This is a genomic window from Acinetobacter sp. 22512 (assembly GCF_052044755.1).
GTDB classification, from domain to species: domain Bacteria; phylum Pseudomonadota; class Gammaproteobacteria; order Pseudomonadales; family Moraxellaceae; genus Acinetobacter; species Acinetobacter pittii.
The window spans coordinates 147784-159624 of record NZ_JBQENP010000001.1 but is presented as its reverse complement, the minus strand read 5'-3'; the positions used below and the strand labels follow the sequence as shown (position 1 = coordinate 159624).

Sequence of the window (11841 nt, the reverse complement as noted above, 5' to 3'; positions counted from 1 at the left end):
TTCTAGAACTTTCAATTAATTTCTTTTACACTACAATTTTCTATTCTTTTCAAATCTAATGCACTATCAATTAATTGAACTTAACGATGCTTCTGCGAATATTGAATGTCCATTTTGCAAACAAGCAATAATTGACTGGGCGCAAGAACAATATATTCAGCCATGTGAACATACTTTATTTATTGCTATGGATTTGGGGTTTGAATTTATTGCTGATCGATTTGAAGAGCGTATGGATCAAAATGTGGATGAGTTGCACGAAGATCCGAATATGAATATTTTTGAAGCTCTCACGACAACAACTTATGAAAATCTAATTATTTTAAAATCTGATTTAGGTGTGGAAAATTTATTTCGCTATGTCGGGGTAAGTGATCGTTAAAATTGGGAGTATAAAAAAGCCAATCTATTGATTGGCTTTTTTATTATTTACGCTTCTGGCGCTGCGCTGTATTGTTCAACTAATGGTTTTAATTCGCCATTTTGGAACATTTCAAGCATGATATCGCTACCACCAATAAGTTCGCCATTTACCCAAAGTTGCGGGAATGTAGGCCAGTTCGCAATTTTTGGTAATGTTGCACGAATATCAGGGTTTTCCAAAATATTTACATATGCAAATGGACGACCAATTTGACTGAGCGCCTCTACAGCACGTGCAGAGAAACCACATTGTGGAAACTGTGGAGTTCCTTTCATGTAAAGTAAAACGGGATGCTTCGCAATTTGATCGCGGATTAACGCTTCAGTATCACGTGCTTGTTCAGTCATAAAGAGATCCTCAACTAATCTAGCAGCATTATAGGGGGTGTTTACATCGCTTTGCAAACCACCTGATTACTTAAAGTTGCATTGAATATTCAATATTTTATTGTATAAACCGAAGCGATAGCAAAAAGCGGACGAAATTTTAGATAAATGAGTAATGAGACTTTTCATCAGAGCCAGTTTTTGCTTATATAAACCCTTCTTAAAACCTCATACAGACAGAGTTCGTTATGAATGATATTACCCTAGCTCCAATACAACCTGATCAACCATCACATTTAATGGCTACTTATGGTCGCCAAGCGATCAGTTTTGTACGAGGCCGAGGGGCATATCTATATACCGAAGATGGCACAGAGTATTTGGATGCTTTAACCGGTATTGCTGTATGTGGTTTAGGTCATGCGCATCCAGTCATTGCAGAAGCAATTGCTGAACAAGCTGCAACACTTGTGCATACAAGTAACTTATTTGAGATTCCTTGGCAAATGGCTGCTGCTCAGAAGCTTGCTGAAGTTTCAGGGATGGAAGAGATCTTCTTTTCAAACAGTGGTGCTGAGTCAAATGAAGGAGCGATTAAAATTGCTCGTAAATTTGGTACTCAACAAGGTGTAAGCTCCCCAAAGATAATTGTGGCAGAGCAATCATTTCATGGTCGTACTTTAGCAACACTTTCAGCTACTGGTAATAAGAAAGTACAAGATGGTTTTGCTCCTTTAACCAATGATTTTATTCGTGTGCCATTTGGTGATGTAGAAGCAATTCAAGAAGCTGCTTTGCAGCACCCAGATATTGTTGCGATTTTGATTGAACCTATTCAAGGTGAGGGTGGTATTAATACAGCACCTCAAGGCTTTAGCTATCTTGAAGAAGTCCGCACCATATGTAATCAACATAACTGGCTAATGATGCTAGATGAAATCCAAACAGGTAACGGCCGTACCGGTAAGTATTTTGCTTATCAACATACAAACATTGTGCCTGATGTTTTGACGACTGCTAAAGGACTTGGTAATGGCTTTCCAGTAGGCGCGGTAATGACCCAAGGTAAAGCTGTTGGCTTATTAGGACCTGGTAGCCATGGGTCTACTTATGGTGGCACAGTGCTAGGTTCTCGTGTGGTTTATACAGTAATTGATACAATCCAAAAAGAGAATGCTGTAGAAAACGCGGCAGTTGTTGGTGGTTATATTGTTGATCAATTACGTGCGCAATTGGCACATAAAGATGTGCAAGTACGTGGCTTTGGTATGATGATTGGTATTCAATTGCCTAAAGACTGCGCCGAGCTCGTTGCAATTGCTCGTGATCAACATAAGCTTATTATTAATGTTACAGCTGGTTCAGTAGTGCGTTTATTACCACCAATTAATATGACTCAAGCACAGGCTGATGACTTGCTAGAGCGTTTGGTTGCTTTAATTAATAACTATCTTTAAGTTTTTACATCAATAAAAAATGGGCATATAAATGCCCATTTTTTTATATGAAATAATTAACCAGAGATGTACTGTTTTAATTGTTCAATGAGGTTTTTCTGATCTTCCATCGCTGCTTTTACCAAGTCACCAATAGAGATAAATCCAACTAGTTTTTCATTGTCTAATACAGGTAAGTGGCGTAAGTGACGATCTGTCATAAGCTGTAAGCACTCTTCAACTGTATTGTTTAGGCTTACTGTAAGCACTTTGGATGTCATAATTTCAGCAACTGTAGTGCTATATGATGAACGTTCCATAAGCGTTACTTTTCGTGTGTAGTCACGTTCAGATAAAATTCCGACAACTTTTTCGCCCTCAGATACGACGAGTGCACCAATTCCTTTATCCGCCATAATCTTAATTGCTTCAAGGACAGTGGCTTCTGGAGAAATTGTAAAAATATCTTGTTCTGCTTTGTTCTTGATTACTTGTGCAACGATTGTCATTTCTTCTGTCCTGTGTTTTATCATTTTGTTTTAAATTAGCTTGATTTTATAAAAATGCAAAGACTGGATAGTCATTCAAATACAAGTTTTACATTCAAGCGTTCAAAAAGCATTCTAATAGAGGTTAAGAACCTAAAGAAAAGTTTACGCTCCTTGCCAATTCGGATGTTTGAAAAAGAAATGTTGCATTTGCTGAGTAGATAACTTTAATTTTCTATGAGATGAATTAAACAAAGCAGGAGTGACGTTGAGTCGTGTTAAAGTTGGTAGTAAAGACTCATGGAAATCTTTAGGTGTAATTCTTCTTGGTTTGTAATGTGGCCAATGCTCTTTTGCGTAGCGATGTGCCTGCAAACCATTAAGCCAAAAAGGAAAAATAAAGTCTTCCTGATCTGATTTAATTGCCCATCCCTGATGAAATAATCCCCAAAGAACCCCGCAATACATCATGGTTCTTAAAATATAAATCTTAATCATCAAGTCTCTTGAAACCGGTTGTAGATTACTTAAACTTTTCATTGTGAATTTTAAAGGTTCTAACTTGTCTTGCTTATTATAAAAAAATCAGATGACATTTCAGTTTAAACAGGTATCAAATCGTAAACAAATATTCCAGCTGTGAAATTCATATCCTTTACTTAAAGTGGCTAAAGCTTTAGATAAATTGCTAGTTTTACTTATTTACAGACGTAAAAAAACGCCACCTAAGTGACGTTTCTTTATGCTTGCATTGTGGCTAACTTTTGCCAATATTGTGCTTTAAGTGAGTCACGTTCAACACGGAAACCTTGATAATACAATTCAGCTAAAAACAGAGCAGCTTTACCGTGCCCAGCGCGAGCAACTTCTTCTAACTGTGCAACTGCATCCTGAAAATTCATTTGAGAGTGAATTGTGTTTACTGCAGTTGCGTACACATGTTCTAAATCATGATGAGAGATACGTTGAATCATAGAAAACTCCTTATTGTAATTATGATTACTTTTTCTAAAGGCCACTGCCTTTAAATTAATTTAACTTAGAATTATTAAACTAATATTACAAATTAATGGATTTGTCAACTATTGGTGCATACCAGTTAATTCACTATTAGGATACATGATTAAACATTATTCACAAATAATTTTGAGTAAAATCAATATGAGAATAAAAGACAAGGAGAATAAAATATGACAAATACTATTGATGGCTTTGTTTTTGATACTCCACCTAGAGAGGAACAAATCATAGAACTAGCCCATTATCATCGTAAGCTATTAGACGAAGCGATCTTTCATCAAGAGATCCATTTAGGGGATTATTGTCTTGCTCAGCGCAAAAGGGTATTTGACTTTGCACGGCATTTGGAACCTGCACAAAAAAACTGGTTTTATCAAGTTTATGATGGTGAACTAAGAAAAATTGCCGACGAAGATGAATTGCATCCAGCCGATGCTGAAGAAGGGTTAAGTATTTTTGCGATGTTTTTAGTCTTGGTGATTATTGCAGCAATTTTATACTTTTCCGTCATTCGTTCACTAATAAGCTAAGTATTATTATCCAGTAAGGTACGATTCTTGGCCTTACTGGATGTTTGATCTTGTGCTTATGAGTATTGAACCCTACACTACACTAATTCGAGGTAGGTCATGCTCATATTCAAACAAAATTTTCTTAAATTAAAGTCTGAGTTAAAAGTTGATCAATGTTTTAACCTATTTGTGGTTATTGTCATTGGCTGTATTTTTGTGCTGTCATATTTAGCATTACTTCGGCCTATTAGTCCGGAACAATATCAACGAATTATACAACTCTCTCATCAAGCTACTTATCCTAAAACTCAGGATATGGCTGAGCTGCTAATAGCTCAATCAGAAATTCATAGAGCAGAGTATTTAAAGTTAATGCATGCATATCAATTTGAAGGTGCTCATATTAGACAATATCCAGCACTTGCTCAGGAAGATACTCAGTAAATGGGTTAATCAGGCTAAATCTTGGTTTCCAAAGCTTTTTGAGCACTATTGTGGCAGGCAAAATTTAGAATTTATGCTAAACTTTATCTTTTTAAACGCGCTGCTTTTCAAGGAATCCGCATGGAGCAACAATCGAATATGCAAAATAAATTCTTGATAGATGCTGAGATCGGTGATGACGATGTCACATTACCTAATTTACCTGCTATCGATGTTCCCATCGTTGAATCTCCTGCTAAATCACAAGAAAATACTGAAGTAGCCAAAGACGAAGTAGCTTCTACAGAAACAGCGGCTGAACAACCAAAAACTGGTTTTTTTGGCCGGATGAAAGAAGGCTTAACCAAAACTCGTCGTAATTTCGCTGATGGTATGGTCAATATCTTGATTGGTGGAAAGGAAATTGACGATGAGTTACTTGAAGAAGTCGAAGAGCAATTATTGGTTGCAGACATTGGTGTTGAAGCAACTAAAACCATCATTACCAATTTAACAGAGCGTACAGCTCGTGGTGATTTGATCTATTCCCACTCTTTATATAAAGCGTTACAAGAAGAGTTAGTTGCTTTGTTGACTCCACGTGTTAAGCCATTACATATTGACCCTAATAAATCACCGTATGTGATTTTGATGGTTGGGGTAAATGGAGTAGGTAAAACTACAACTATTGGTAAATTGGCTAAACGTTTACAAGGTGAAGGTAAAAAAGTGATGTTGGCTGCTGGTGATACATTCCGCGCCGCAGCAACTGAGCAATTACAGATCTGGGGTGAACGTAACGATATCTCTGTAGTAGCGCAAGGTCATGGAGCTGATAGTGCTTCTGTTATTTTTGATGCCTTTGAAAGTGCTCGTGCTAAAGGAATTGACGTATTAATTGCGGATACGGCAGGTCGTTTACATAATAAGAGTAACTTGATGGAAGAACTCAAAAAAGTTAAACGTGTTATGCAGAAAATTGATGCAACTGCACCTCATGAAATTATGTTGGTGGTAGATGCAGGAACAGGTCAAAACGCGATTAACCAAGTACAAGAGTTTGATCAAGCTGTAGGTTTAACGGGTATTACCATTACCAAGTTGGATGGAACAGCTAAAGGTGGTGTACTCTTTAACATTGCGAGCCGCACCCATGTGCCAATTCGTTTTATTGGTGTAGGTGAAAAAATTGATGATTTAAGACCATTCTCGGCTAAATCTTTTGTTGCTGCGCTGTTTGAAACTGATAAGTAAATTGCTTGATAACCCTAAAAAGCTTCACTAAATCGTGAAGCTTTTTTTATATGTATATCTTTTATTATTGTTGCGAAAATAAAACGAACTGTCATATTTTTAATGCTGATTATGAAAAATGACTTTAATACACTGTACTCATTCCCAAACAACGACCCTTGGTCAAATCAATAGGTAGGAAATAACAAAATGTCTACTTTCTTAGATAAAATTAAAAACCGTCGTACAATTTATGCAATTGGTAAAAACGTTGCATTAGATCACACTAAAATTGAAGAAACTATCCGTGAAGCAGTTAAACATAGTCCTTCAGCTTTTAACTCACAATCTTCACGTGTAGTGACACTATACGGTGAATCTCATGCTAAATTCTGGAATTTAGTTCGTGAAGCTTTGCGTAAAATTGTTCCTGCAGAAGCTTTTGCTGGTACAAATGCAAAAATTGATAGCTTTGTAGCTGGTGTTGGTACGGTTTTATTTTATGAAGACCAAGCTGTTGTTAAAAGCTTACAAGAGCAATTCGAACTATATGCAGACAATTTCCCTGTATGGTCTGAACACTCAAGTGCAATTGCTCAATTTGCAACTTGGACTGCGCTTTCAGAGCTTGGTTTAGGTGCATCTTTACAGCACTATAACCCAATTGTCGATGCAGACGCAGCTGAAGCATTTGATGTTCCTGCAACTTGGAAATTACGTGCTCAATTAGTATTTGGTTCGGTTGAAGCACCAGCAGGTGAAAAAGCATTTATTAATGATGCTGATCGTTTCAAAACTTTCAATTAATTTAATTGAAATTAAAAAAAGCATCTATTTTAGGTGCTTTTTTTATGTTTTTAGAATGAAGAGGAAGAATACATAAAACGAAAATTTATGAAATTCAAATGCATATTTCAAAATAATAAATCAAGAAATTAGTCGATAACTGCTTTGTCATAAAATAGTCACAATCATATTGCATATTGCTCATGATTTAATAGCTTATCAAACACAGAGAAAGAGACAGATGACTTTAAGATTAGGTGTTGCTGCAATTGGTTTATTACTCAGCGGTTCGGTATTTTCAGCAGTTACAATTACAGCACCAGAGGAAATTGTAATCCTTGCGGTGAATGGTCAGGAAGTCAACTCTGGGTTATTTCGTTCATCTAAAAATAATTATAAAGTCGATGCTGGTGAAACAAGCTTAAGTGTGCGCTATCAAGAATACTTTGAACATTTAAGCGGGGAGCATGACATTGTTAAATCTGGAGTAGTCACAATTCAAACTCCAGTACTCAAAGATGGGCAAACTTATAAGCTTTCGATGGTAGATGCACCAAAGCAATTTGAACAAGCAAAGAAATATGCTGAGCAACCAACTGTGGCTTTGTACAGCGCAAATAATGAATTAATCGTACAACAAACTGGTGCAAACAATGAGGCAAAACCATGGTTTGCAACGGGTTTATTAGGAAAAGTCACTGACTTTACGACTAAATCATCTAAATCGCAGCCTGAGGCAGTGTATGCCTCTGCTAAACCTACTTCTGTTCAGGTGGCTGTACCAGCTCCAACATCTATGCCAGTAACGGGTGTAGCCCAAACGAATGATCAACGTTTAGTAGAAACTTGGCAAAAAGCTTCTAAAGCTGAGCGTCAAAAATTTATGGCATGGTTAGCTGAACAATCAAATTAATTTATTGCTATTTAAAATAAAGCCGATTTAATATCGGCTTTATTTTTAGAATTTTTATAAATAGCCTAAGTATATTTTATGAATAATTTAAATTTCCGCTCAGCTCAATTTCCTGATATTCCACAACTCGTAGTTTTAATTAATAAGTCCTATCGAGAACAACAAGATAGAAGTTGGACAACAGAACTTGATTGGGTAGAAGGACAGCGTATTACAGAGTTTCAATTAGAAGCACAACTACAACTTAGGAATTCAACATTATTGATAGCAGAAACTTCTGTTTCCAAGCTTATTGCTTGTATTGGGCTTACATTTGAAAATAATCAGGTTGAGATTGGAACATTTTGTACTGATCCTCAAGTTCAAAATATGAGAGTGGGTCGATCTGTTTTAGAATATGCAGAGCAATATGCATTGAAAGAAGATCCCCATCTGACCAGCGCCTTAATGTATGTGCTAGATGTCCGTTCTGAATTGATCGCTTATTATGAAAGACGTGGATATATGAAAACGGGTAATAAGCAGTCATATCCGGTTGAAGCAAATGTAGGGGTGCCAAGGGTCCCTATTAAATTGGTTGAAATGAAAAAAGACCTCAGATGAGGTCTTTTTAATTTAGGTTAGAAACCAGATGTAATAACCTAAAAGCATGAGAGGCCAAGCCACCCATGGGCTAAATAGCCATTTCCATAACCAGAAGTTGGGTACGAAACCCACTCCATAAATAAAACCACCAGAAATACCAATCATCACCAGCATAAGCTGGCTATGATTGTAGTGTCCGTTAGCATCTAGCATGAGTGAAGGATAAACCAACAAAATTGCAGCAAGAGGCAATGCCAACAGAAAAGAAAGGGCCATTGCAAATGCTTGAGCTTTTCGATGATTTGATGCTGTCATTGCTTTTGCCATCATTTATTCCTCATCTAAATTTTGATGATGTTCGATATAAAGTGCACTGAGTACACCCGCAAAACATGCCATCAAAATGCCTAGGATCCATGCGAAATACCACATTGTGTTCTCCTTAATACAAGCTATGCGAGTTTGACTCGATGTGTTTGTTGGTAATGACTCCCCACATTTTGTAATAAGACCAACTGGTATAGATCAAAATAAGAGGAACAAAAATGCAGGCTGCGACAGTCATAACGCCTAAAGTAAGGTGACTTGATACAGCATCCCACATCGTCAAACTAGAATTAGGGTTGATACTAGATGGAAGCAGGAACGGAAATAAGGCAAAGCCAGCAGTTAAAATTGCTCCAACAATCATTAAACTTGTGCCAGTAAAACTTAAGCCTGCTTTTGCTTTTGAAGATGCAAAAATTGCAATGATTGCACCTAAGATGGCAAGAACTGGAGCAACTTTAGTCACTGGATAGGTGCTGTAATTATTCATCCAACCAGGATTGCTATTAGTCACCACTTCTTTAGCTAAAGGGTTGAGTGCAGCATTTGGATCTATAGCAACAGCATAGCTATAACCCGGCATTTGCCCAAAATACAGCCATGCTCCAATTACAAGGAAACAAATTAAAAAGATAATTGCCATAATTTGAGTAGCTTTGGCAGAGCGCTGTTTTAAAGCTTCATCAGTACGTAGCATGAGCCATGCACCGCCATGTGCACAAAGCATAGACAGACTTACCACACCGCAAACTAAAGCAAAGGGGTTAAGAAGGGCAAAAAAGCTGCCTGTATATTCAGAGCGTAAAGTGCTATCTAAACTAAAAGGAATACCTAAAAACAAATTACCGAAGGCCACACCAAACACAAGCGCTGGAACAGCACCACCGATGCACAGACCCCAGTCCCAAGAGTTACGCCATTTGGTATTTTCAAGTTTAGAACGATAATCAAAACCTACGGGTCTTAGAAAAAGTGCAAATAAAACTAACAAGAGTGCCCAGTACATGCCTGAGAAAGCGACTGAGTAAACCATTGGCCATGCAGCAAATAGTGCACCACCCGCTGTAATAAACCAAACCTGATTACCATCCCAGTGTGGGGCAATGGTATTGATTGCAGCACGGCGCTCACTATCGGTTTTTCCAACGAAAGGCATGAGAGCCATAGACCCCATATCAAAGCCATCAGTCAGAGCGAAGCCGATCAGAAGTACGCCAACTAACACCCACCAAATGATTTTCAATAATTCATATTCAATCATGATAAGGCCTCCCCATTAGCTGTTGCTTTCGGTTCTTGCTTTTCAAAATGATATTTGCCAGTGTGTAGAGAGCTTGGTCCTAAGCGAGCAAATTTGATCATTAAATACATTTCAATAATCAAAAGAGCCGTGTAGAACGCTGCTAGCGCAATAATCGAACCCCATACGTCACCAGTACTTAAACTAGAAGTAGAGAGGTGGGTTGGTAGAATTTCACCAATAGACCATGGTTGACGACCACCTTCAGCTACATACCAACCAGTTTGTGCAGCGATCCAAGGAAGCGGAAGAGCAAACAATGCATATTTCAGGAGCCAAGGTTTATTTTCAGCATTTCTTTTTGCTACAGCCCAAGTCGCTAAAATGAAAAGTAATAGCATTAAGAAGCCAGAGGCAACCATCGCGCGGAAAGAGAAAAATAGCGCTGTAACATTTGGAACAGTATCTTTTACAGCAGCTTTAATATTTTGCTCGCTTGCATCAACTACATTGGGTGCATATTTCTTAAGAAGTAGGCCATAACCTAAATCTTTTTGATTTTTTTCAAAAGAGGCTAATAACTCTGGTGAACGATCACCTGCACGTAATTTTTCAAGTTCGGCATAGGCAAGCATACCGTTGCGAATACGAACTTCATGCTGTTGCATGAGATCTTTAAGACCAGTAACTTCTTTGGTTGTTGAACGAGTTGCAATTAAACCTAATGCATATGGAATTTTAACTGCATAATCTGTCCGCATTTCTTCATGGTTTGGTACACCAAACAAAGTAAACGGAGCAGGAGCAGGGTGAGTATCCCATTCGGCTTCGATCGCAGCGAGTTTAGTTTTTTGAACATCACCGAGCTCATAGCCAGATTCATCACCTAACAGAATCACTGAAAGTGTAGATGCAAGACCGAAAATGGCAGCAATTGCAAATGAGCGACGTGCGAAAGGAAGATCACGTTTTTTAAGTAAGTAATAGCTTGAGATGGCAAGTACAAAAATTGCACCAGTTACATAGCCCGCAGAAACGGTATGTACGAATTTCACCTGAGCTACAGGGTTAAAGATAAGCGCGCCGAAATCAACTAATTCCATACGCATGGTTTCAAAGTTAAATGCAGCACCTACTGGGTTTTGCATCCAACCATTCGCCACTAAAATCCAGAGTGCTGACATGTTAGAACCTAGAGCGACTAACCACGTTACGCCTAGATGCTGAACCTTACTTAAACGGTCCCATCCAAAGAAAAATAGACCTATAAATGTAGACTCAAGAAAGAATGCCATAAGGCCTTCAATTGCTAATGGAGCACCAAAAATATCACCTACATAGTGTGAGTAATAAGCCCAGTTTGTTCCAAATTGGAACTCCATGGTTAAGCCAGTTGTTACCCCTAAAGCAAAGTTAATACCAAATAATTTTCCCCAAAATTTAGTCATATCCTTGTAAATTTCTTTACCGGAAATGACATAAGTGGTTTCCATGATGGCAAGGATAAATGCCAAACCTAGAGTTAAAGGGACGAAAAGAAAGTGATACATTGCGGTCATCGCAAATTGAAACCGCGAAAGATCAACCACGCTTTCAGAAATCATCAACGTGTCTCCTTAATGTGGGAAATGTTATCGCCAGCAATATGCTCGGCGACCTGATTGTCAAAATTTTTGGGGATGGTGGGAGCATCAAACCAAATATGTTTGATCGTTAAAAGAAGCACTATTTTTATTATTAGAATAATAGTGATTTCTTTAACTAAACGACCATTAAGATTTTTAAAATTAAGGCTCATAAATTAAACCTCATTTGATATTAATTTTATTATTAATCAAAATATAATAAAAATAAACATTAAATATATTTTAAATGAATATTTAAATAATTAATTTATATAAAACAATCACTTAATATTTTAAAATAAATACTATACTAAAATAGTTTGAATTAATTATTAAATCCTACTAAAACACTTGTAAATAAAAATATTAAGTTTATTAAAATGGTTTGTTTTAATTTAATACCAACTAAAATGGTTGTATATTATATTTACAAATTATATTTCAAACTAAAATGGTTGGAATAATAAATAATTAATTAAAAAGAAAATAATAAAATATAGGCG

Annotated in this window: 17 protein-coding genes; 8 read left to right on the top strand and 9 right to left on the bottom strand. The window is 37.0% G+C overall.

What is annotated here, in order from left to right; translation table 11 throughout:
• The first annotated feature begins 58 nt into the window (after positions 1 to 58).
• Entirely contained in the window at positions 59 to 382 is a 324-nt protein-coding gene (locus ACTJJG_RS00795) for a hypothetical protein (RefSeq protein ID WP_019767694.1), read from the top strand.
• A 47-nt stretch (positions 383 to 429) separates the two neighbouring features.
• Here ACTJJG_RS00795 and grxD read toward each other — a convergent pair whose 3' ends face one another.
• Positions 430 to 771, bottom strand: a complete 342-nt coding sequence (gene grxD / locus ACTJJG_RS00790) for a Grx4 family monothiol glutaredoxin (RefSeq protein WP_002120913.1) — start codon at positions 769 to 771, stop codon at positions 430 to 432.
• A gap of 227 nt (positions 772 to 998) precedes the next feature.
• Here grxD and ACTJJG_RS00785 point away from each other — a divergent pair, with 227 nt between their 5' ends.
• Positions 999 to 2207, top strand: a complete 1209-nt coding sequence (locus tag ACTJJG_RS00785) for an aspartate aminotransferase family protein (RefSeq protein ID WP_069119886.1) — start codon at positions 999 to 1001, stop codon at positions 2205 to 2207.
• Between the two features lie 56 nt (positions 2208 to 2263).
• On the opposite strand, the gene ACTJJG_RS00780 is transcribed toward ACTJJG_RS00785, so the two are convergent.
• The 3 genes from ACTJJG_RS00780 to ACTJJG_RS00770 all read right to left on the bottom strand — a co-directional run bounded on the left by ACTJJG_RS00780 (position 2264) and on the right by ACTJJG_RS00770 (position 3648).
• Positions 2264 to 2695 carry a CBS domain-containing protein gene (locus ACTJJG_RS00780; RefSeq protein ID WP_032036362.1) on the bottom strand — a complete coding sequence of 144 codons (432 nt, stop codon included), beginning with the start codon at positions 2693 to 2695 and terminating at the stop codon, positions 2264 to 2266.
• Between the two features lie 144 nt (positions 2696 to 2839).
• Complete coding sequence (locus tag ACTJJG_RS00775) at positions 2840 to 3214, bottom strand: DUF2750 domain-containing protein (RefSeq protein ID WP_005802084.1); 375 nt, start codon at positions 3212 to 3214, stop codon at positions 2840 to 2842.
• 200 nt (positions 3215 to 3414) lie between these two features.
• Positions 3415 to 3648 (bottom strand): hypothetical protein, encoded by a 234-nt coding sequence (locus ACTJJG_RS00770; RefSeq protein ID WP_002121063.1) that lies wholly within the window; start codon positions 3646 to 3648, stop codon positions 3415 to 3417.
• Positions 3649 to 3864: 216 nt separating this feature from the next.
• Here ACTJJG_RS00770 and ACTJJG_RS00765 point away from each other — a divergent pair, with 216 nt between their 5' ends.
• The 6 genes from ACTJJG_RS00765 to ACTJJG_RS00740 all read left to right on the top strand — a co-directional run bounded on the left by ACTJJG_RS00765 (position 3865) and on the right by ACTJJG_RS00740 (position 8164).
• On the top strand, positions 3865 to 4224 hold the full coding sequence (locus ACTJJG_RS00765) for a hypothetical protein (protein ID WP_002120892.1): 360 nt from the start codon (positions 3865 to 3867) through the stop codon (positions 4222 to 4224).
• 99 nt (positions 4225 to 4323) lie between these two features.
• A complete protein-coding gene (locus ACTJJG_RS00760) occupies positions 4324 to 4650 on the top strand; it encodes a hypothetical protein (RefSeq protein WP_002120920.1) in 327 nt (108 codons plus the stop codon).
• 120 nt (positions 4651 to 4770) lie between these two features.
• Positions 4771 to 5883 carry a signal recognition particle-docking protein FtsY gene (gene ftsY / locus ACTJJG_RS00755; protein WP_069119888.1) on the top strand — a complete coding sequence of 371 codons (1113 nt, stop codon included), beginning with the start codon at positions 4771 to 4773 and terminating at the stop codon, positions 5881 to 5883.
• A 189-nt stretch (positions 5884 to 6072) separates the two neighbouring features.
• Positions 6073 to 6669, top strand: coding sequence for a nitroreductase family protein (locus ACTJJG_RS00750; RefSeq protein WP_032055947.1), 597 nt, complete (start codon positions 6073 to 6075; stop codon positions 6667 to 6669).
• A 220-nt stretch (positions 6670 to 6889) separates the two neighbouring features.
• The gene (locus ACTJJG_RS00745; RefSeq protein WP_032055949.1) at positions 6890 to 7561 is read left to right on the top strand and encodes a YccT family protein; all 672 of its coding nucleotides are present in this window, start codon (positions 6890 to 6892) and stop codon (positions 7559 to 7561) included.
• A 78-nt stretch (positions 7562 to 7639) separates the two neighbouring features.
• Positions 7640 to 8164, top strand: a complete 525-nt coding sequence (locus tag ACTJJG_RS00740; protein WP_032055951.1) for a GNAT family N-acetyltransferase — start codon at positions 7640 to 7642, stop codon at positions 8162 to 8164.
• 12 nt (positions 8165 to 8176) lie between these two features.
• Here the strand turns inward: ACTJJG_RS00740 and ACTJJG_RS00735 are convergent, their stop codons facing one another.
• From ACTJJG_RS00735 to cydP, 5 genes are read right to left on the bottom strand one after another with little or no spacing between them, the layout of a single operon-like run.
• Positions 8177 to 8476 (bottom strand): cyd operon YbgE family protein, encoded by a 300-nt coding sequence (locus ACTJJG_RS00735; RefSeq protein ID WP_004791954.1) that lies wholly within the window; start codon positions 8474 to 8476, stop codon positions 8177 to 8179.
• Positions 8477 to 8578: a cytochrome bd-I oxidase subunit CydX gene (cydX, locus tag ACTJJG_RS00730; protein ID WP_000270276.1), complete on the bottom strand. Its 102-nt coding sequence runs from the start codon at positions 8576 to 8578 to the stop codon at positions 8477 to 8479.
• Positions 8579 to 8588: 10 nt separating this feature from the next.
• On the bottom strand, positions 8589 to 9734 hold the full coding sequence (gene cydB, locus ACTJJG_RS00725; RefSeq protein WP_032055954.1) for a cytochrome d ubiquinol oxidase subunit II: 1146 nt from the start codon (positions 9732 to 9734) through the stop codon (positions 8589 to 8591).
• A complete protein-coding gene (locus ACTJJG_RS00720; RefSeq protein WP_032055956.1) occupies positions 9731 to 11317 on the bottom strand; it encodes a cytochrome ubiquinol oxidase subunit I in 1587 nt (528 codons plus the stop codon). Before ACTJJG_RS00720 ends, cydB begins: the two co-directional genes overlap by 4 nt.
• The gene (cydP, locus tag ACTJJG_RS00715) at positions 11317 to 11511 is read right to left on the bottom strand and encodes a cytochrome oxidase putative small subunit CydP (protein WP_005073962.1); all 195 of its coding nucleotides are present in this window, start codon (positions 11509 to 11511) and stop codon (positions 11317 to 11319) included. The genes ACTJJG_RS00720 and cydP overlap by 1 nt, the downstream gene beginning before the upstream one ends.
• Positions 11512 to 11841: the final 330 nt, after the last annotated feature.

Bases quoted from the DNA above. Each gene is read 5' to 3' on its own strand.
- ACTJJG_RS00760 (WP_002120920.1), top strand. From the start codon at position 4,324: ATGCTCATATTCAAACAAAATTTTCTTAAATTAAAGTCTGAGTTAAAA.
- grxD (WP_002120913.1), bottom strand. From the start codon at position 771: ATGACTGAACAAGCACGTGATACTGAAGCGTTAATCCGCGATCAAATT.
- ACTJJG_RS00795 (WP_019767694.1), top strand. From the start codon at position 59: ATGCACTATCAATTAATTGAACTTAACGATGCTTCTGCGAATATTGAA.
- ACTJJG_RS00720 (WP_032055956.1), bottom strand. From the start codon at position 11,317: ATGATTTCTGAAAGCGTGGTTGATCTTTCGCGGTTTCAATTTGCGATG.
- cydP (WP_005073962.1), bottom strand. From the start codon at position 11,511: ATGAGCCTTAATTTTAAAAATCTTAATGGTCGTTTAGTTAAAGAAATC.
- cydB (WP_032055954.1), bottom strand. From the start codon at position 9,734: ATGATTGAATATGAATTATTGAAAATCATTTGGTGGGTGTTAGTTGGC.
- ACTJJG_RS00750 (WP_032055947.1), top strand. From the start codon at position 6,073: ATGTCTACTTTCTTAGATAAAATTAAAAACCGTCGTACAATTTATGCA.
- ACTJJG_RS00770 (WP_002121063.1), bottom strand. From the start codon at position 3,648: ATGATTCAACGTATCTCTCATCATGATTTAGAACATGTGTACGCAACT.
- ACTJJG_RS00765 (WP_002120892.1), top strand. From the start codon at position 3,865: ATGACAAATACTATTGATGGCTTTGTTTTTGATACTCCACCTAGAGAG.
- ACTJJG_RS00740 (WP_032055951.1), top strand. From the start codon at position 7,640: ATGAATAATTTAAATTTCCGCTCAGCTCAATTTCCTGATATTCCACAA.
- ftsY (WP_069119888.1), top strand. From the start codon at position 4,771: ATGGAGCAACAATCGAATATGCAAAATAAATTCTTGATAGATGCTGAG.
- ACTJJG_RS00785 (WP_069119886.1), top strand. From the start codon at position 999: ATGAATGATATTACCCTAGCTCCAATACAACCTGATCAACCATCACAT.
- ACTJJG_RS00775 (WP_005802084.1), bottom strand. From the start codon at position 3,214: ATGAAAAGTTTAAGTAATCTACAACCGGTTTCAAGAGACTTGATGATT.
- ACTJJG_RS00735 (WP_004791954.1), bottom strand. From the start codon at position 8,476: ATGATGGCAAAAGCAATGACAGCATCAAATCATCGAAAAGCTCAAGCA.
- cydX (WP_000270276.1), bottom strand. From the start codon at position 8,578: ATGTGGTATTTCGCATGGATCCTAGGCATTTTGATGGCATGTTTTGCG.
- ACTJJG_RS00745 (WP_032055949.1), top strand. From the start codon at position 6,890: ATGACTTTAAGATTAGGTGTTGCTGCAATTGGTTTATTACTCAGCGGT.
- ACTJJG_RS00780 (WP_032036362.1), bottom strand. From the start codon at position 2,695: ATGACAATCGTTGCACAAGTAATCAAGAACAAAGCAGAACAAGATATT.